The organism is Polaribacter glomeratus (genome assembly GCF_002954665.1).
Taxonomy (GTDB): Bacteria; Bacteroidota; Bacteroidia; order Flavobacteriales; family Flavobacteriaceae; genus Polaribacter; species Polaribacter glomeratus.
Genome location: NZ_MSCM01000002.1, coordinates 481,000 through 501,077 on the forward strand (window position 1 = coordinate 481,000; position 20,078 = coordinate 501,077).

12 protein-coding genes are annotated in these 20,078 nt (G+C 31.5%); 5 read left to right on the forward strand and 7 right to left on the reverse strand.

Features of this window, described 5'->3' with window-relative positions:
• Positions 1-190: 190 nt before the first annotated feature.
• Positions 191-1,843 (forward strand): glycoside hydrolase family 2 protein, encoded by a 1,653-nt coding sequence (locus BTO16_RS12060; protein WP_245892108.1) that lies wholly within the window; start codon positions 191-193, stop codon positions 1,841-1,843.
• Between the two features lie 74 nt (positions 1,844-1,917).
• Here the strand turns inward: BTO16_RS12060 and BTO16_RS12065 are convergent, their stop codons facing one another.
• A complete protein-coding gene (locus BTO16_RS12065) occupies positions 1,918-2,502 on the reverse strand; it encodes a DUF4202 domain-containing protein (protein WP_105021933.1) in 585 nt (194 codons plus the stop codon).
• A 93-nt stretch (positions 2,503-2,595) separates the two neighbouring features.
• Here BTO16_RS12065 and BTO16_RS12070 point away from each other — a divergent pair, with 93 nt between their 5' ends.
• Genes BTO16_RS12070 through BTO16_RS12085 form a run of 4 tightly spaced genes read left to right on the forward strand, consistent with a single transcriptional unit; the run spans position 2,596 to position 6,005 of the window.
• Positions 2,596-3,177 (forward strand): HupE/UreJ family protein, encoded by a 582-nt coding sequence (locus BTO16_RS12070; RefSeq protein WP_105021934.1) that lies wholly within the window; start codon positions 2,596-2,598, stop codon positions 3,175-3,177.
• A 55-nt stretch (positions 3,178-3,232) separates the two neighbouring features.
• Complete coding sequence (locus tag BTO16_RS12075; RefSeq protein WP_104811060.1) at positions 3,233-3,658, forward strand: deoxycytidylate deaminase; 426 nt, start codon at positions 3,233-3,235, stop codon at positions 3,656-3,658.
• Positions 3,651-5,222: a S41 family peptidase gene (locus BTO16_RS12080; RefSeq protein WP_105021935.1), complete on the forward strand. Its 1,572-nt coding sequence runs from the start codon at positions 3,651-3,653 to the stop codon at positions 5,220-5,222. Before BTO16_RS12075 ends, BTO16_RS12080 begins: the two co-directional genes overlap by 8 nt.
• Positions 5,223-5,237: 15 nt before the next feature.
• Positions 5,238-6,005 carry a UDP-2,3-diacylglucosamine diphosphatase gene (locus tag BTO16_RS12085; protein ID WP_170064465.1) on the forward strand — a complete coding sequence of 256 codons (768 nt, stop codon included), beginning with the start codon at positions 5,238-5,240 and terminating at the stop codon, positions 6,003-6,005.
• Positions 6,006-6,283: 278 nt separating this feature from the next.
• Here the strand turns inward: BTO16_RS12085 and BTO16_RS12090 are convergent, their stop codons facing one another.
• From BTO16_RS12090 to BTO16_RS12115, 6 genes are all read right to left on the reverse strand, one after another.
• On the reverse strand, positions 6,284-9,238 hold the full coding sequence (locus BTO16_RS12090; protein ID WP_105021936.1) for a TonB-dependent receptor: 2,955 nt from the start codon (positions 9,236-9,238) through the stop codon (positions 6,284-6,286).
• 96 nt (positions 9,239-9,334) lie between these two features.
• A complete protein-coding gene (locus tag BTO16_RS12095) occupies positions 9,335-9,868 on the reverse strand; it encodes a GNAT family N-acetyltransferase (RefSeq protein WP_105021937.1) in 534 nt (177 codons plus the stop codon).
• A 2-nt stretch (positions 9,869-9,870) separates the two neighbouring features.
• Entirely contained in the window at positions 9,871-10,611 is a 741-nt protein-coding gene (locus BTO16_RS12100) for a class I SAM-dependent DNA methyltransferase (RefSeq protein WP_170064466.1), read from the reverse strand.
• An 85-nt stretch (positions 10,612-10,696) separates the two neighbouring features.
• Entirely contained in the window at positions 10,697-13,540 is a 2,844-nt protein-coding gene (locus BTO16_RS12105; RefSeq protein WP_105021939.1) for a TonB-dependent receptor, read from the reverse strand.
• Between the two features lie 515 nt (positions 13,541-14,055).
• On the reverse strand, positions 14,056-16,755 hold the full coding sequence (locus tag BTO16_RS12110) for a TonB-dependent receptor (RefSeq protein ID WP_105021940.1): 2,700 nt from the start codon (positions 16,753-16,755) through the stop codon (positions 14,056-14,058).
• Between the two features lie 380 nt (positions 16,756-17,135).
• Entirely contained in the window at positions 17,136-20,072 is a 2,937-nt protein-coding gene (locus tag BTO16_RS12115; protein ID WP_105021941.1) for a TonB-dependent receptor, read from the reverse strand.
• Positions 20,073-20,078 lie beyond the last annotated feature (6 nt).

Consider the following 20,078-nt stretch of genomic DNA (forward strand, 5'->3'; position numbering starts at 1 on the left):
TAGCAAATCTAAAATATACAACACCAAACGTATCCGAAGAAAATGCAACTTTAAAAGGAACTGTTGCTGTTATTAACGGACATAAAACATCTAAAGTAAAAGTAATTTTAAAAGATACTGAAAACAAAATAGTTTTTCTGTTGATAATGGTTTGGCTAAAATCAGTTTTAAAAACATTAAAGACCCAAAATTGTGGGACACAGAAAACCCTAATTTATATACTATTGAAGTTTCTTTGGTTGACGAAAATAATACTGAAAATGATAAAATATCTGATCGAGTTGGTTTTAGATGGTTTGAATTTAAAAAGCATGGCGCTTTCTTTTTAAACGGAAAACGTTTGCTATTAAGAGGAACGCATAGGCATGAAGAGCATGCTGGCGTTGGTGCTGCAATGAGTAATGAACAACACAGAGCAGATATGGAACTTATCAAAGAAATGGGAACTAATTTTGTGCGTTTGGCACATTATCCGCAAGATCCAGAAATTTACAAAGCCTGCGACGAATTAGGCATGTTGGTTTGGGACGAATTGCCTTGGTGCAGAGGTGGCGTTGGTACTGCTAATTGGAAGCCAAATACCAAAAATATGTTGACAGAAATTATCAATCAAAATTACAACAGACCAAGTGTTATTATTTGGTCTTTGGGTAATGAAATGTATTGGTTACCAGATTTTGAGGACGGCGGAAATAAAGAAAAAATAACTGAATTTTTATCAGAAATTAATGATTTAGCGCACAAATTAGATCCAACGAGAAAAACGGCAATCAGAAAATATTATGAAGGCGCAGAGATTGTAGATGTTTTTTCGCCATCAATTTGGTCTGGTTGGTATTCTGGAAGTTACAAAAATTACGAAAAAGCAATTGATTTATATAAAAAAGAATACAAATCTTTTTTACATGCAGAATATGGTGGTTCTAGTCATTTAGGACGACATTCAGAAAACCCAATTACAGGCGAAGGTGAAATTCAAGCTGATGGTTGGGAAGAAGCAATTACACAAAATGACGTTGCAAATATTGCTCAAATTGGCGATTGGAGCGAAAATTATATTGTAGATTTATTTGATTGGCATTTAAGAATATCAGAAAACGATTCCACTTTTGTAGGCAATGTGCAATGGGCATTTAAAGATTTTGGAACACCGTTAAGACCGGAAAATGCCATTCCGTATATGAATCAAAAAGGATTGGTAGACAGAGCAGGAAACAAAAAAGATGCATTTTATGTTTTTAAAAGTTACTGGAGCAAAGAACCCTTTACCTACATAGAATCTCATACTTGGACAGAACGAGAAGGACCAAAAGGTTTGGCAAGAGATGTAAGTGTTTACAGCAATTGTAAGGAAGTTGAGCTGTCGTTAAACGGACAAAATTTAGGTTCAAAAAAGAGAGATTTAAAAGCATTTCCGGCTTCTGGTTTAAACTGGAATTTACAATTTAAAGAAGGTGAAAATGTTTTGGTTTCAACTAGTAAAACTTCGGATGGAAAAACAGTTTCTGACCAACTTATTATTAACTATAGATTTACTAAAAACAGCAAAGCGGAAGGTTTAAAACTGTCTTATAAAATTTTAGAAAACGGCAACTATTTAGTAACCGCAATTGCGCAAGATTCAAATGGTTTGCGTTGTTTAGATTATCAAAATAGGGTCTATTTTCAATGTTTATCTGGCGGCGAAACAATGAAAAACTTGGGAACACCAACAGGAAGTGAGTCTATAGAAATGGCAAACGGAAAAGCGTCTATAGAAGTAAAAAGAAACACAAAAAACAGGCCTTTAGAAATGATGGTTTTAAATCAAAGTTTTAAAGGAACTTATTTAACGATACAATAATATTATTTGATTATTTGTTTAATTAAAAGTCCTCATTATTTTTATAGTAATGGGGATTTTACTTATTGTAAAGCTTAAGAAATAGCTTGTTTTACCAAAGCAAAACTTTTATCAGAAAAAGAAATTGTTAAAGCCGCATTGTGTCCTTTTTTAGACATTTTTACCCATGTTTTTTTTAGAATGTCGATTACTTTTTCGTCTGAGTGTTTTTCTGCAAACTCCTCAAAATAATCAGTTAAAAAAACCAAGCAAATCGTGTCTTCTAAAGTTTGAGATTCTCCGTTTTTTGTGAGAGATTTTTTTAGCATTATATGTTCAACTCTTTTGATAAATTGAGTATCGAAACCAACTTTTTGTAAAATTTCTGATGTAATACGCGCGTGCATTTTTTTTAAAGTTTCACGCCATTTTAGATACCCAACTTTATCCATTGCATATTCGTTTCTGGCAATTTTCCAACGACAAATATGTTGCGCTCTTGCTGCTATTTGAAGCGCTTTAGATGCGTTTGGCTCAAATTGTAAAAGTTTTTTGGTCATTCTTTGCGAGTACAATACTTCTTTAGATTGTTTTACGCCATCAATTATAATCGTGTTTATATCTTCTAAATTTTCCTGATCAATAAATAGCATTGCCTTTTCAAAACGTGTACTTTCCATTATTTCATTTTTTTAGCACTAATGTACACGTTTCAAAATTGTAATGTTTACTAGTTTTTAATATCTTTGACAACTTCTAAATTAAGATTTTATATGGACGATTTTATGCTGTATTTTAAAATGGGTTTACATCATGTGTTAGATTTTTCTGCCATTGACCACATTTTATTTCTAATCGTTTTAGCGGTTGTTTTTTCTTTTAAACAATGGAAAAAAGTTTTATGGTTAGTAACCTTATTTACGCTAGGGCACTCGTTTTCATTGGCTTTAGCTGCTTTTGGGGTTTTGGAAATCAGCGTAGATTTAATAGAATTTTTAATTCCGTTGACCATTTTTATTACAGGCGTAATTAATCTTTTTACCGCGAAAAAAACATCCAAAGGAAAAGAAAATATCAACTTACTTTTTGCCTTATTTTTTGGATTAATTCATGGTTTAGGCTTTTCTAATTACTTTAAAATGATGATTGGTCAAGAAGAAGATAAAGTTTTACCGTTGCTTGAGTTTGCCTTAGGAATTGAAGCTGCACAAATAATTATAGTGCTCGCAATTTTAAGTCTAGGTTTCTTCTTTCTAAATGTATTTAATGTAAATAGAAGAGATTGGATTTTAGTTTTTTCATCCATAGTTATTGGTTTCTCTATACAAATGATGATGGATAGAGTTTTTTGGTAATATATTTGTCTATTAATTAACATCCTAATTCTACAAATCTTTATACTTTCGTTTTATGACAGAAAAAAAGCAACTAAAATACGATAAAGCGTATTTAAAAATGGCTTTAGAATGGGGTAAATTATCTCATTGTAAACGCAAACAAGTTGGCGCTTTAATTGTAAAAGATAGAATGATTATTTCTGATGGTTTCAACGGAACACCCACTGGTTTTGATAATTGTTGTGAAGATGAAGAAGGAGTAACAAAATGGGAGGTTTTACATGCAGAAGCTAACGCAATTTTAAAAGTTGCATCTTCTACACAATCTGCTAAAAATGCCACTTTATACATTACATTATCACCATGTACACAATGCAGTAAATTAATACACCAAGCGGGAATAAAGCGTGTTGTGTACGCAAAAGCTTATAGAGATGATGCCGGTTTAGATTTTTTAGAAAAAGCTGGAGTAGAAATTAAACATTTACCTTATGAATAAAAATAGTTTGCCAATATATTTTTCAATTGCTATTGTTATTGGTATTTTAATTGGCGTTTTTTTTGGCGGAAATTCAAATGATTTATTTTCCTTTTCTAAAACACCATCCAAAGAATTAAAAATTAAAAAACTTATTAATTTTATTGAACAAGATTACGTAGATAAAGTAGATACAGATAGCTTGTTAGACGGTGCAATAACTCAAATGCTGGGCGAATTAGATCCACATTCTGTGTATATTCCTAAAGAAGATTTGCAAGAAGTTACAGAAAGTATGCAAGGTAATTTTGTAGGAATCGGCATTCAATTTAGAATGATTAAAGATTCTATTACTGTTATTCAAACTATAAGAGGCGGCCCAAGTATTAAAGCAGGTATTAAAGCGGGTGACCGAATTTTAATGGCAAATACTGATACTTTATACGGTAAAAATATTAAAAGTGATAATATTCCCAAGTATTTAAAAGGAAAACCAGAAACCAAAGTATCACTTCAAATTTATAGAAAAAGCACTAATTCTTTATTTAAAGTAAATGTTACTCGCGGTAAAGTAAATATTAAGAGTGTAGATTTAGCCTATATGATGACCGATTCTATTGGCTATATTAAGCTAGATCGTTTTGCAAGAAATACATTTGTAGAATTTAAATCTGCAATGAATTCGTTAATTAAACAAGGAATGAAAGCCTTGGTATTAGATTTACGAGGAAATGGTGGCGGCTACATAGACATTGCCAACAGAATTATTGATGAATTTTTAGAAGACAACAAACTCATGGTTTTTACAAAAAATAATAAAGACGAAATAGAAGAGTTTTTTGCTACAGAAATTGGCTCTTTTGAAAAAGGTGGTTTGTATGTTTTAATTGATGAAAACTCTGCATCTGCATCCGAAATTGTTGCAGGCGCTTTGCAAGACAATGATAAAGGAACCATTATTGGAAGACGCTCTTTTGGTAAAGGTTTAGTGCAAATAGAAATGGATCTAGGAGATGGTTCTGCAGTTCGTTTAACAACGGCAAGATATTACACTCCTACTGGGCGTTCTATTCAAAAACCATATACAAACGGCGAAAAAAGAAACTATTACAAAGACTATCAAAAAAGAATTACAAGCGGAGAATTGTTAAGCAGAGACAGTATAAAAGTAGTAGATTCTTTGCTATATAAAACGCCAAAAGGAAAAATAGTATATGGTGGCGGAGGCATTATTCCTGATATTTTTGTTGCTATTGATACCACCGCTTACCTATCTAATTTCTATTTTAATTCGATAAATAATTTTGCTTTTGAGTACGTAGACAATAATCGAAAAAAATTATCTAAATGGAATGTAAATAGCTTTATTACTGATTTTGATAAAGATAATACTGTTTTAAATAGCTATTTAACAAACATAAAAAAATGGGCAAATCTATCTACTGAATCAAAAGAAAGTATTAAAAAATATTTAAAAGCATCAATTGCAAGTGCCCTTTTTGGTGATATTGGCTTTTATAAAATTATACATGAAGATGATAAAATGCTGCAAAAGGTTTTAGAGTTGGAAAGTAAAAAGGAATAGCTTTTCTTTGCAATAATGATTTCAATAACTACATCAGAAAATAAAAAAGTATATTTTGCTTCAGATCAACATCTTGGAGCACCAACTGCAGCAGCAAGTTTTCCAAGAGAAAAAAAGTTTGTTGCTTGGTTAGACGAAGTTAAAAAAGACGCAGAAGCCATTTTTTTATTGGGCGATTTGTTTGATTTTTGGTTCGAATATGAAACAGTTGTTCCTAAAGGGTTTGTGCGTGTTTTAGGCAAATTAGCAGAAATTAAAGATTCCGGAATCCCTATTTATTTCTTTGTTGGAAATCACGATTTATGGATGAATGATTATTTTGAAAAAGAACTAAACATTCCTGTATATCATAAACCACAAGAATTTTTAATCAACAATAAAAAGTTTTTAATTGGTCATGGAGATGGTTTAGGCCCTGGAGACAAAGGCTTTAAACGCATGAAAAAAGTATTTACTTTTCCTTTATTTAAATGGATGTTTAAATGGCTTCATCCAGATTTGGGCGTAAAACTAGGGCAATATATGTCTGTTAAAAACAAACTGATTTCTGGTGATGAAGATGCAACGTTTTTAGGCGAAGAAAATGAGTGGCTCGTTTTATATTGCAAACAGAAACTCACAGAAAAACACTACGACTATTTTGTGTTTGGCCATAGACACTTACCTCTAGAAATAGCACTTCAAAAAAATAGCAAATACGTAAACCTTGGCGATTGGATTCGCTATTTTACATATGGAGAACTTACTAAAGGTGAATTAATTTTAAGAGAATTTAAAGATTAGTTCATAATATCAACAATAAATTTCTTAATACTTTCTGCACCTATCATTATGCTTGGTGCATTTTTTAGTGATCCTAGAATAGAAAGATAAACTAGGAAAAGGAGATAGCTCAAAACCAAAATGATTAATAGTTACACCTCGGTTTATAAATTATTTTACTTTTTCATTTTTTAGCAATGTTTACTACTATTTTAAAAATAAAGTATGTTGATGAATCTAAAGTATAGGCAATAAAAAAGGCGGCAAATTGCCGCCTTTTTATGATATAATAAATTGGTTTATCTTAAGTTAAAACTTACTCTTGCAAATAAGAAACGACCACCAATACCAAATTGTTGAGATCTTCTAGACCAGTCAAAACGACCATCACTACGGTTCGCTTCGATAGCTCTGTCTGGATATACATCTAATAAGTTATTTGCACCAACTGTTAAGGTTAAATCGCTCGTTGCCTTGTAACCAAAAGACAAATCGGTAACTACTTTAGATGAAAAATTTTGTTGATTTGCTACTGAATTTGTAGCTTCAGATACTTCACCAAAATACACATTTCTTAAGAAAATATTAAATTTACCTGACGTTAAACTATTGGTTAAATTTACTTTAGTTCTTGGTACAGCCTCTTCTAAAAAGATTCTACTATCTTCAGGAAAATAAGTAGATTCTTTACCTGCATCTTTTAAAAGTTGTGAAGATTTAATTTCACCTACTTGTCTAGTTTGAGAAAAAGTACCTGCTAAATCTGTTTTTAATCTTGTATTTGCACCAAAATCTGCTTTATGTGTAATTACAACATCTACTCCTTTAGATTGCGTATCAATTGCATTTGCAAAGAATCCTGCTGCAGAAGCATTTGCTTGTACTAACAAGTTTTGTAACTCAGCATTTGCAGCATCAATTGGTTGACCTGCGTTAGGCAAACCGCTAGCAATAAGCGTAGGCGTAAACTGACCTGTATACACTACTCTATCATTAATATTAACAACATATCCATCTACTGTAAAAGAAATGTTAGACTCTGGAAGTTTAGCTGTAAAACCTGCACTAAAACTGTTAGACGTTTCTTCTTTTAATTGAGGAATTCCTAATAATTGCGCTGCTTTACTATCGTTAGCAAACGTTCCTACTTCAACAGGAATACCGTCTTGGAAAATTGTAGAAGTTGAGTTAAAGTTTAATTGGTGTAAAGATGGTGCTCTAAAACCTGTGTTAAAAGAACCTCTAAGTCTAAAATCATCCGAAGCTTTATAAATAGCAGCTAATTTAAAATTTAAAGTAGAACCAAAATCTGAATAGTTTTCATAACGTGTTGCAAAAGTTGCTGAGAATGCCTCCGAAAACTTAGCGTCTAAATCTATATAACCCGCTACACTACTTCTATTTCTTGCCAATTCATTTTTTGGCCCAAATCCTGGAAACACTTGAGAACCACCTGGTCTAGATCTTCCAAAAAAGTCTTTTAATGGTGTTTGCGTAGATAATGTAATTCTTTCGCCTGCTGCTGTATATTGCGCATAAGAAGATTCTTCACCTGCAATAATTTCATAATTTTCTAATCTGTGTTCTGCTCCAAAAGCAACCCCAAATCCATCAAAAGTGTCTTCAAAAAATTGATTTAAATCAATATTTGTTGTGTTTTGTGCAAAAGAAAAACCACCAGCATCAAAAACAGTTGGCGATGCATTACCTTGAGATGCATTATAAGTATTACCAATTGTATAATCAAAAGCATTTTTACCATAGGTATTTGAAAAATCTATGTTCCAATCTCCTACTTTACCTTTAATACCAACAGCTAGAGATTGATCAGAAATAGTTGAGTTAATTTCTGGTAAAAAACCGTTAATATAAGCAGGCGTATAGGTTCTATCTTGGTTTGGTAATCTATAAAAACCCGCAGAATTACCATCTCTTGAACTTAAACCAGCAAAAGAGTATAATTCTGTACCTTTATCATCTAAAGGTAATTTAAAGTTTGCAAAGAAACGACCACCACGAACTTGAGATTGACCTACTCTCATATTAAAATCAGCTCTGTTTAAACCTCTTGCAGCTAACTCAGAATCTGTTACGTTATTAGATAAAGGATTGTAAAATGTAGTATTACCGTTACTGTCTTTTTTTGTTTGAGTGTGTAATTCAGCAGCTGTTAAACCATTAATTACAGAAACATCCGAAGGTGAAAAATAATTTTGAGATAAACTTCTAACATTTGCATCTGTTAAGTTTGCAAGATTTAAACCTTGAGCATCCGCTAACCTTTCGATAGCATTGTACCCGCTAAAAATACTTCCTTCCCATTCTTTCATTCTATTATAATCTTCACGAACATCAAAATCTCCAGAAAAGTTAATAAAACCACCTTTGTCGCCTAAAGGAATACCATAGCTTGCACTAATATTTGTAGTTGCACCATCTACACCACCTGTTTGGCTGTTAGAGTTTTTACTAAAATGTGCACCTGTAGTAACAGACATATTTAGCTCATTTACACTTTCGTTTAAAACGATGTTAATTACACCCGCAATAGCGTCAGAACCATATTGTGCTGCTGCACCATCACGTAAAACTTCTAATCTTTTAATAGCTGCTGCTGGTATTGAGTTTAAATCTGTACCTACAGAACCTCTACCAAAAGTACCATTTACGTTTACTAAAGAAGAAGTATGTCTTCTCTTACCATTTATTAACACCAAAACTTGATCTGGCCCTAAACCTCTTAAAGAAGCAGGATCAATATGATCTGTACCATCAGAAATAGTTTGTGTATTTGAGGTAAATGAAGGAGCTACAAAATTTAAAATCTGATTTAAATTTACTTGTGGAGATGTAGCAATTAATTCCTTAATATCTACAATATCAATTGGTACAGGAGAGTCTATTGCTGTTCTGTTTGGGTTTCTAGAACCAATAACAACAACTTCTTCTAACGCATTATCTTCACTTACAACGATTGTTACATAACTAGTATTAGCAACCGTAACTTCTTTGGTCATAAAACCCATAGAAGAAATTACTAATTTTGCTGGTAAACTTTTTACTGTTATGGTAAATTCACCATTATCGTCGGTAACGGTTCCGTTTGTAGTTCCTTTTACAACTACGTTCATATATGGTAAAGTACCACCTGAAGCGTCTGTTACTTTTCCTTTAATAGTTTGAGCTGCCATTACTAATGGAAGCAAAAACAAAATGGAAAACAAAAACGTTTTTAAAATGTTATTTTGTTTCATAAATTATATATTATTTGTTAATGTTAAACAAAGATTGCTTTATTTATTAAATACAGCAAATAATATTATGAAAATATTAACATATTAATTTTGTTATTATGTTTTTAATAAAACAATTCTCCAATTTTTATCACCCGCTTTAAAATCTTTTAGGCGCACAAAACCAACGGCTTCGTGTGCATTAAGCGAGCGTTCATTTTTAATATCTATCTCTGTTATTATAGAATTAAAGGTATTTAGACAAATAACTGTTTTCATAAACTCGTACAAACCTTTAAAAACACCTTGCTTTCTATATTTTTTATGAATACAAATTTGCCCCATAACAATGTAATTTTCGTTAGAAACTAGTTTCGAAATTTCATGAAACATTGGTTTTAAAACTTCAATATCTTCAGCAAATTCCTTAGTCATTGACAATGCAAAACCTACAACTTTATCTTCGTGTTTTGCAATGGTATGCGGACAAACATCATTCATTGCCTTTAAAATATCGAAGGTATGTTTGATCGTTACAAAACCATGTTCTTTTTTTTCTTCTTCGGATAAGTTTTCGAATAAATTATTTTTCTGAAGTTCTAAAATTTGCTCTAACTCATTATTAGATTGCGCTTTTGTGTATTGTATCATTATTATATTTTTTTAGCAACTACAACATACGTATCAAAAGCATAACTTTTTCTGTCTATAAATGCTACCAATTTAAAGTTATTTAGGTGTAAAAATAATTCCCACTCGTTTTTGGTAAAAGCTCTTACTTCGGATGCATCTTCTGCAATTAGTTTCGTTTGATTTGCGTTTATTTCATAATATTTTGCATCCCAAATAAACATTAAATTTTCGGATGTATTGGTATTAAAAAAACTAATTCTTTCGTACTTTTTCTGATGAAAGGATGCCGTGTGTTTCACTTCTTTTCCGCCTTTTATTTCTTTAAAAAATCGGTTTGCATCTATGAAATCAAAACACAATAATCCGTCTGGTTTTAAATTTTGATGAATCGATTTTAAACAGCCAGAAATGTCTTTGTTTGATAATAAATAGCTAGAAGTTCTGCCAGTAATTAAGATACTTTCCGTTTTATTTTTTAATAAAAAACTTGTCATATCACCTAAAATAAAATTATTTTCAGGATTTTTAGATTTGCAAAGCTTAATCATGTCTAAACTATAATCTAAACCGCTATACACATACTTGTTATCAATAAAAATACTTGCTAAGTTGCCAGAACCACAACCAATTTCTAAAACTTGGTTCTTTTGATGTTGTTTTAAAATAGAACTATAAAAAGTAAACTCTTCTTTATAGTCTATAAATGTTTGATACATTTCATCATAGATTTTTTCAAATCCGTTAGAATACAAGCTCTGCATATCTGTGATATTTTTAAAATAAAGATAAAAAAAATGCTGCTTTAAAAAAAGCAGCATTTTAATAATTCAAATAATAAATTTTTAATTAGAATCTATAGTTTAAAGATAAATTAAACATTGTTCCTAATTGACTAAAGTGAGAACCATCGTATGTCATTTGAGAATAACGTTGGTTAAAAGTAATTAAATCAGATTGAACTTTAACTTGCGCAGGATCTGCTAAAATAACGTCTCCAGCTGCATTTTCTGACTTAAAGCCCCATTCTGGTAAAACATTAAATAAATTATTAATGTTTAAAGCAAGTGTTAATTTTTCAGTTGCATTAAAATTAATTCCTAAATCTGTAACCACTTTTGGTGTAAACTCAGTTCTTAAATTAAAAATTCCGTTTGCATCTGTACTTAAACCTTGTTGAAAAAATGTAGTTTTTCCGAAATAGGTATTGTTTAAATTCAATCCAAATTTACCAATATCATAAGTAGTTCCTAAAATCCACTTCATTTCTGGTCTAGACGTAAAGAATAATGCTTCTTGTGTTTGATTTATAACAGATTGACCAGTTGCGGCAACAGAAGCAGGATTTTTAACCGCGCCATCTCTTGCATTTTCTATTACATAATTACCAGATAAGTTAAAGCCTAAAGTACCCTCTCCTGCTTTTAACTTGTTATATCCAATAACAACATCAATACCAGAAGTTTTTGTATCTAATGCATTTACAAAGAAACTTAAATCAGACAAACCTGCAAAAGCTGGTAAAGCTGGTGGTGTAATTTCTGTACTCAATACAATTCTATCTTTAACATTAATGCTGTAATAATCTACTGTAAAACTTAAGTTTTGGTTTACTTTACCACCTAAACCTAATGTAAAGTTTGTAGAAGTTTCTTGTTTTAAATCAGGAATTTCTAACAATTTAGCTTGAGAAGACACATTATTTACCAAACCTCCAACTTGAATTCCTTGTCCAGGAATAAAGCTGTATTGTGCTTTTTGTGTATAAATTTGGTGTAAAGTAGGTGCTCTAAAACCGGTAGATAAAGAAGATCTTAAAGTATATTTATCGTTAATAGTGTATGCTCCACTTGCTTTCCAAACAAAAGCATTACCAAAATCAGAATAGTTTTCAGATCTAATAGTACCATCTAAAGTTAAGTTTTCAGTTGGATTCCAGTTTAAAGACGCATATCCACCAAAGTTATAACGGGTAAATTTACCAGAATTTTCTGGGCTGTTTCCTGCAAATGAATCTGCACCACCACCGTCATAAGACGCTAATTCTCCTTCAATTACTTCAAAAATCTCATATCTAAACTCTGTACCAAAGGCAACACTTAAATTGTCTGATAAGATTTTAGAAATATCTAAATTTCCTATGTTATTATAAAATCCTGTTCCTCCTGGATCGAAAGATTGCTTAGAGTTTTCTCTGTATAATAGAGCTCCTTGAGTAACCTCAACACCTTCACCTAAATCAATAGTTCCATTTCCATCTAAATCGTAAGCAACTGTATTCACGTTACCATCACCATTCGCATCTACCCAGGTAGAAGGAGAATACACTTTATTTCTGTTATGAGATTGGTTTACTTTATAAGTTTGAGTATTTCCACCCGTTGTAAAACTCGCATCTACATTCCAGTCATTAATTACAGATTTAAAACCAACAGTAGCGTTGTAATCATTTAAATCTCCTTCAAAAGTTGGTACATATCCATCATAACCACCTGCAGTATTTGGGTTATCTCCAGGGAAAAAATCTGCTAAATAAGGATAATCGGTAACAGATCTCCAGTATGGAGTTCTATAATTTGCAAAAGAGTTTACTTTTTTGTTAATAAAAGCAGCGTTAAAATATAACTTAGACTCTTCGCTTAATTCAAACTCACCATTCACTAAAAACTTAGCAGCAGCCGTTTCTGGCGAACCATTAATGTTATTTGCATCTGGATTTCTGCTTAAAAACTCTTGAACATCAGCTAAAGGAGCTCCAAAATCTGCAGCTTCACCAGCAGCACTTACTGTACCTGGTCTATTCGCTAAACTTGTTTTAGAAAAATCTACTGTATAGTTGATAAAACCTTTGTCTTCACCAATAGAAGAACCATTGTTTACAGAAACACCAAACATTTCTCCATCACCTGCAGAAGTCATACCTGTTCTTACAGTTGCAGCACCACCATCTACATTATCTTTTAAGATAATATTAATTACACCTGCAATTGCATCAGAACCGTATTGTGCAGATGCACCGTCTCTTAATACTTGTATATCTTTAATTGCATCAATAGGAATTCCTGAAATATCAGAACCTGTTTCACCTCTACCTGGAGAAGTTTGCGTGTATAGCAATGCAGATAAATTTTTACGCTTTCCGTTTATTAAAATCAACGTTCTACTTGGTCCCATGTTTCTAATTTCATATGGATCTAATAAAGACGTTGCATCATTTACTGGTGTTTGAACCGTATTAAATGAAGGTATTTTAAATTGTAATGCTTTGTCAAAAGTAGTTTGACCTGTAGCAACTAAATCTTTTGCAGATACAATATCTATTGGCAAAGGACTTTTAGTATTACTTCTTTGTGGTGTTCTAGAACCTGTAATAACTACTTCATTTAAAGAATTATCTTCTTGAACAACAATTGTTAAAAAAGAATTATCTGCTACTTTTACTGTTTTTGTTTTAAAACCCATAGAAGAAATAACTATTGAGGCTGGTAAACTTTTAAATGTAATAGAGAACTCTCCATTATCATCAGAAACCATTCCGTTAGAAGTGTTTCCTTTTTCAACAATATTCATGTATGGCAATGCCCCGCCAGATGAATCTGTTATTTTTCCTTTTACTGTTTGTGCTAGCAAACCTAATGGTAGCATAAACATAAAAGCGATAGTAAATGCTTTTAAAAAATACTTTTGTTTCATAAATAAATTAATTAGTTAATAAAAATGTTAATTAGCTTTTGCGTTTTTATATGGCAATACAAAATAACCCGTTTATTATATAAGACAGAAAAAGAAAAAGTATACTCTTTAAAATTGATTTTTTTTTAAAGAAATTTACAAATAGGTATATAGTCGATAATAATACTGCTTTAATATTACGATTTAAGCTTTCTAATGTTGTTTACTTTATCAAGTTTATAGATCTAAAACATACTGTTTTATAGCATTTTATCAAACTAAAAATCTTTTTGTTAATACTTTATTGCTCACTTAACAAATAATTTTTGGTACCTATAAGCTTCACTTTGATTCTTGCAAACGAACGATACGTTTGCCTACAACATAAAAATTAATAGCAACTTCTTATTTTTCTAGTACACAAAAAATTAGAACATAAAAAAATGCCACTCTTTCGAGTAGCATTTTTTATTAATCTTAATAAACCAATTATAATTGTAACGGCTTAAAACTTCGCGCTGTTTTAAATCTAGATTTTAGAACGTGAACGCTAATTTTGTAAATATTCTTGTTCCATCTATACCAAATTGAGTTGTTTGCCAAGGGTATTTAAACCTACCTACAAAATCTAAATTTCTATCATTTGGCACACCACCAGTACTACTATATGCATCTGCAAAAGTATCTGGATACACATTAAATAAATTATTAACACCTACAGAAATATTTACTTTGTCTGTTAAGTTATAAGCAACGTTTACATCAGTTAAGGTTTTACCTCCAAAAGTTGCATCGTTAGAAGCATCGGAAGCATGTCTATATGTTACCTCTCCATAGTTCATAAAAGAGATCCCTGCCGTTAACTCATTAATTTTATAATTTGCAGAAGCAATAATTTTTTGTCTTGGTCTCCAAGACTCTACTCTAGAAATATCTTCTCTAGAAAAAATTGCATCTTGTAAATTATTATCCTTTATAAATTTAGGGAAATTAAACCCAGTTACTTCTGTCTTATTAAAATTAGCAGCAATACTACCACTTAAGATACCAGAACCTAGTTTAACATTATCATAACTAAATACAAGGTCAATACCTTTTGTTCTGGTATCAATTGCATTTAAGAAAAACCCTGCTGCGCCAACATTAACAGCACTTAAGGTTTGATCAATAGGACTTGAAGGATTTCCAGTTGGTGTTACTTGACCAGAAAGTGCAATTCTATCATTAACATCTATCTGATAAACATCTAGTGTAAAACCAAGCTTTCTAGTAATACGATAAGAAATACCTGCACCAATACTATTAGACGTTTCTGGTTTTAATTCAGGAATACCCAATGCTCTAAGCGCTGGATCCGAATTGTTAAGTATTCCGTTTTGTTGAATTCCGTTTGCTGTTAAAGTAGTTGTTATTGCTGTATAAAACATTTGATGCAAAGACGGTGCTCTAAAACCACTACTTACAGATCCTCTTACGGCTAGTTTATCATTATCTGTTTTCCATCTAGAATTTAGTTTCCAACTTACGTTGGATCCAAAATCTGAATAATTTTCAAAACGCAACGCTCCTCCAACTAAGAAAGCCTCCGAAAGATCTGCACTTATATCTGTGTAAATTCCTATATTACTTCTATAATCATCAGATGCATTCTCTGGTTTAAAACCTCCAAAAGATTCAGAACCTGTTCTATCAGCTATATTTGGAGTAGCATCATTGTAAGAAGCCAATTCTCCTTCTTCAGTTACAAAACGTTCTGTTCTATGTTCTGCTCCAAAAGCTACAGAAATAGATCTATCGTCATCTCCTTCAAAAGTTCTAACAACATCTAAGTTATTAACTACATGACTAAACTGATGTGCACCGTTATAAAAATCAGACGGACTACTTGCCCCATAAGATTGATTAAAAGAATTTGTTATATAATAATCGATTCTATTCTTACCTGTTGTAGAACTCAAATCAAAATTCCAGCCATTATAAACTGTTTTTATACCTATTGCTAAGGTATTATCTAAAATTTGAGGAGACATTTCTGCTAAGAAAAAATCTTGTCCAGGATATATCTGTTCAAAACCAGTTACCCAATAAGGAACTCTTGCAAACTGAGGTGCAGAACCGCTTCTATTTGTTAATGTACCAAAAGAATATACTTCTGTTTCTGTTTCTTCGTCTAATGTGTACCCCATATTATATGAGAAATTGGTAATTGTCATATCTGGCGTACCAACTTGAAAACCAGCACTTGGGTTTTTATCCAAAAAAGCAGTTAAATCGGCTGTATTAAAGTCTGTTGCATCTGTAACTCCCCAATATCCTGCTTCATCCTCTACACTCGTAACCGTTCCTGCACGTTGTGTACGTTTTGCATCAAAATAATTAAAAGTAAAATTTGCATAACCTTTATCTCTAATATTAACTCCAAAACCTGTTTCTAGTTGATATTGTTCTCCATCACCTTCGCTAGTTACACTATAACTTGTATTTACAAATGGATCCATTGATTTTTTTAGGACTAAATTGATAACACCAGCAACGGCATCTGAACCATATTGAGCAGCTGCGCCATCTCTTAAAATCTCAACGCGCTCTAATGCTGCAGAAGGAACAGATTTCATATCTACACCAACTTCACCACGACCAGGAGTTACATAACTATACACTAATGCACTTGCATTCTTTCTTTTTCCGTTTACCAAAACAAGTGTTCTACTTGGAAATAAACCTCTAAGATCTGCAGGACTAAAATGAGCCCCTGCATCAGACACAGGTTGCTGCGTAGAATTATAAGAAGGTACTTTAAACATTAATTGTTGATCTAAAACTCCTTGACCTGTTTGTGTTAATTCAGATATTTTAATATTGTCAATTGGTACTGGAGAATCGAACGCAGTTCTTGGTTTCCCTCTACTACCAACTAAAACAATTTCATTTAACGCGTTGTCTTCTTGAACAACAATTGTTAAATAATCACTATTGGTTACTTTTATCGATTTTGTTGCAAAACCCATTGAAGAAACAGTAATTGTAGTTGGTAAACTTTTAACTGTAATAGAGAATTCTCCGTTATCATCTGTAACCGTTCCATTTGTAGTTCCTTTTACAACTACATTCATATAAGGCAGAGTACCACCAGACGAATCTGTAATTTTACCTTTAATTGTTTGCGCTATAAACCCAAGAGGCAATAAAAAAATAAAAGCCCCGGTACATAGTTTTAATAAATATTTTTGTTTCATAAATAAATAAATTTTTGGTTAATTAATATGCATAGTTGGTCATTGCTTTAATGAACTATCTCGAGGTAGGGATATAGGGATGCATTAGTGTCAAGGAGAAAAAAACTTTATTTTTAGTTTGATAAAAACCAACTGTTTTCAAATTTCTTTCTTGACTGGTGAGGCAGAACGTCTAGGAGTTATAGCTATTAAAAAGCATACAACCATTTGCAAGATAGACAATAAAATGAAAAACAGGCCCTTAAAAATTTACTTATTTTTTTTGAAAAAATTATGAGAAAAATATTTACGCTCTTAACCAACTACCTAGCGGGAGTTTTCGATATAAGTTCTATTTTAAACAAAAGCATTTGTACATGGCCTCTAAGAAATCTTATCGATTAAAGTTTTAAATTCAATTTTGTGTAGTAAAAAGAACCATTTGTTCCCATTTGTGTAGCATCCCACAATCCTCCACTATCGGTATAGCTATTTTGTTTGGTAGGATATATATTAAGTAAATTGTTGGCGCCTAGTTGTAGATTAATAATGCTGTTTAGTTGATAGCTAAAATGAAGGTCTGTTGTTATTTTTGGCTGATAAATATCTGTAGCTGCGGCTAACCTTTCTGATGCCGAATTATTAAAATTAGTTACGTCTTGGTTTATTTGCCAGTCAATTAATTTAATTTGACTGAATCGAGTAAAATTTAATGCTGTTTTTAATTTTTTATATTTATAATTAAAACCCAAGTTAAATTTACTTTTAGGAGCAGATGCTAATAAAAATTGGCGATCTCTCTCACCAAAAAAAGTTTCGCTATCTAATAACTTATTTTTAACTTTTGTAATATGCATATAATTAATGTTCCCAGAAAAATCTATTGATAATTCGCTGTCTCCCATTTTCTTTTCCCAGTTTAAAACCACATCCAACCCTGTAGTTTCTGTATCTACCCCATTTGCAAAAAATTGAACATTATCGATACCTATACCTAAATTAGAAGCATCAAAATTACCGCTTAAAATAATTCTGTCTTCAATAAATACATGATACCCATCTACTGTTACATTAAAAGTTGGACTTAATTTAGCGGTAAAACCCAAACTATAATTTCTAGCTTTTTCTTCTTTTAATCGATCAATATCAAGCCTTCTGGCAATTGGGCTGTTGTTTGCTATTAAAAGCGATTCAAAGGGTGTATCTCCAATAAAATTTGTAAAAGTTAAATTATAATAACTTTGCGCCAAAGAAGGTGCTCTAAAACCTGTACTAAAAGAACCTCTTAAATTAAGTTTTTGGGTTATTTTATATCTAGACGCAAATTTATAATTTAAAGTACTTCCAAAATCGCTGTAAAACTCATAGCGTAAAGCTGTACCAATCATAAATTTTTTAGAAAAATCAATTTCTGTATCTAAATAAATACTAGAATTAGACCTATTTCTATCTACTTCATTTTCTGGAGAATAACCTGGAAAACCTTGAGAACCTCCGGGTCTTATTTCTCCATTATACCTTTTATAATCTGACACTGGAGTTTGCGAATTTACTATAATGCCATTTATATCATAAGAAGCATAAGAACCTTCTTCCCCAGAAAATATAATGTATTTATCAAGTCTATATTCTAAGCCTAACGCAATATTAAAACCATAGGTTTCGGTTGTAAAATATTTAGAAAAATCGATGTTAGTAGTGTTTTGTATCAACTGATGGCCACCTGCATCAAACTCTGTTGGTGAGTTTTCTTCTAAAGTTGCATTTAATGTGTTTTTAATAAAATACTGAAAATTATTTCTTCCAAAAGTATTACTCACATCAACATTCCATTCTTTAAAACTTGTAAGCATTCCAAATGAAAATGAATTATCTAAAATATTAGACGTAATTAATGGGTTAAATCCAGTTGGATAAATATCAAGCACATTTCTTTCGCTATCTAGCTTTCTGGTAAAAGCAAAAGCCTCTGTATTTTTATAATTAAAACCACCATTAAAGTACAATTTTGTATTGTTGTAAATAGGTATTTCAGAGTTCACAAAAATACTTGCATTTTTTACGCCAGCTTGCCCAAATTTTTCTCTTGCTTTTGTTGCTGGTCTTATCGTATTATCTATAGATAGCACTTCTGCAGAAAAATTTACAAAACCTCCTTTGCTAATTTTTGCACCATAATTTAAGCCTAATTTATAGGTAAAACCATCAACTCTATTAGGAAAAACAGCATTACTATCTGCATTATTAAAACCTAAAGTAGAACTTACATTTAATTCGTTATCAGAATCATTTAAAACAATGTTTAAAACACCTGCGATTGCATCAGAACCGTATTGTGCAGATGCACCGTCTCTTAATAATTCTATTCTTTTTATCGCGGATATAGGAATCGCATTTAAATCGGTACCAGAATTACCTCTTCCTCTGGTTCCGTATAAATTTATTAATGATGCTTGATGCCTTCTTTTTCCATTTATTAAAACCAGAGTTTGATCTGGTCCTAAACCCCTAATAGTTGCAGGATCTATATGATCTGCGCCATCTGCGCCAGATTGTTTGGTAGCGTTAAATGAAGGTATTGCATATTGTAAAAACTGATTTATTTCTACTTGACTGCTTTTAGAGGCTGTTTTTTCTATATCTATAAAATCAATTGCAACTGGGGTATCGTTTGCTACTCTTTTTTTATTTCTAGAACCTACCACTTGCACTTCTTCTAATTCTTGGCCAGATAACAAAACGATTGTATGAAATATATTTGGTGTTAACTTTAATGTTTGTGAAGTGTGTCCTAAAAAACAAATATCAACACTGTTTTCTTTTTGAATTTCAAACTCAAAGGTTCCGTCTTTGTTTGTAGTTGTGCCCGATAGCGTTTCACTTTCTTGTAAAGTTGCCCCACTAAGTGGTGTGTTTTCTGAACTTAATACAATACCTCTAACAATTACTTTGTTTCTGTTAAAAGTGGTGTCAATTGAAAAGTTTCCCGAAAAAATAAATTTTTCTTTCGAAAGAAACCTACTTTCATCCACTTCTTTTTTTGTGTAAATAACATAGTAATTGTTACCTAAGTCATCAAATAGAAAAGGAGTTATTTTTTTTAATAAAGAAAAGGTTTCTTTTAAAGTTAAGTTTGTAAAGCCTTCTTCTTGAATGTATTTATTAGTAAGTAAATTTGCATTGTACGTAAAGAAAACTTTATGCTTATTACTAATTTTATCTAATAGGCTAGCTAAAGGGATTGTTTTTTTATCGCGCTCTTGTGCCGTTGTAGTTTGAAAAGCAAAAGATACAAAAACAATTAATGTTAATTTTATGAATAGTAATTTTTGAACCATTTACTG

What these genes read in the sequence shown, in the direction of transcription:
- BTO16_RS12065 (WP_105021933.1), bottom strand. Translation starts at nt 2,502, where the DNA reads ATGGAAAGTACACGTTTTGAAAAGGCAATGCTATTTATTGATCAGGAA.
- BTO16_RS12070 (WP_105021934.1), top strand. Translation starts at nt 2,596, where the DNA reads ATGGACGATTTTATGCTGTATTTTAAAATGGGTTTACATCATGTGTTA.
- BTO16_RS12075 (WP_104811060.1), top strand. Translation starts at nt 3,233, where the DNA reads ATGACAGAAAAAAAGCAACTAAAATACGATAAAGCGTATTTAAAAATG.
- BTO16_RS12080 (WP_105021935.1), top strand. Translation starts at nt 3,651, where the DNA reads ATGAATAAAAATAGTTTGCCAATATATTTTTCAATTGCTATTGTTATT.
- BTO16_RS12085 (WP_170064465.1), top strand. Translation starts at nt 5,238, where the DNA reads ATGATTTCAATAACTACATCAGAAAATAAAAAAGTATATTTTGCTTCA.
- BTO16_RS12090 (WP_105021936.1), bottom strand. Translation starts at nt 9,238, where the DNA reads ATGAAACAAAATAACATTTTAAAAACGTTTTTGTTTTCCATTTTGTTT.
- BTO16_RS12095 (WP_105021937.1), bottom strand. Translation starts at nt 9,868, where the DNA reads ATGATACAATACACAAAAGCGCAATCTAATAATGAGTTAGAGCAAATT.
- BTO16_RS12100 (WP_170064466.1), bottom strand. Translation starts at nt 10,611, where the DNA reads ATGCAGAGCTTGTATTCTAACGGATTTGAAAAAATCTATGATGAAATG.
- BTO16_RS12105 (WP_105021939.1), bottom strand. Translation starts at nt 13,540, where the DNA reads ATGAAACAAAAGTATTTTTTAAAAGCATTTACTATCGCTTTTATGTTT.
- BTO16_RS12110 (WP_105021940.1), bottom strand. Translation starts at nt 16,755, where the DNA reads ATGAAACAAAAATATTTATTAAAACTATGTACCGGGGCTTTTATTTTT.
- BTO16_RS12115 (WP_105021941.1), bottom strand. Translation starts at nt 20,072, where the DNA reads ATGGTTCAAAAATTACTATTCATAAAATTAACATTAATTGTTTTTGTA.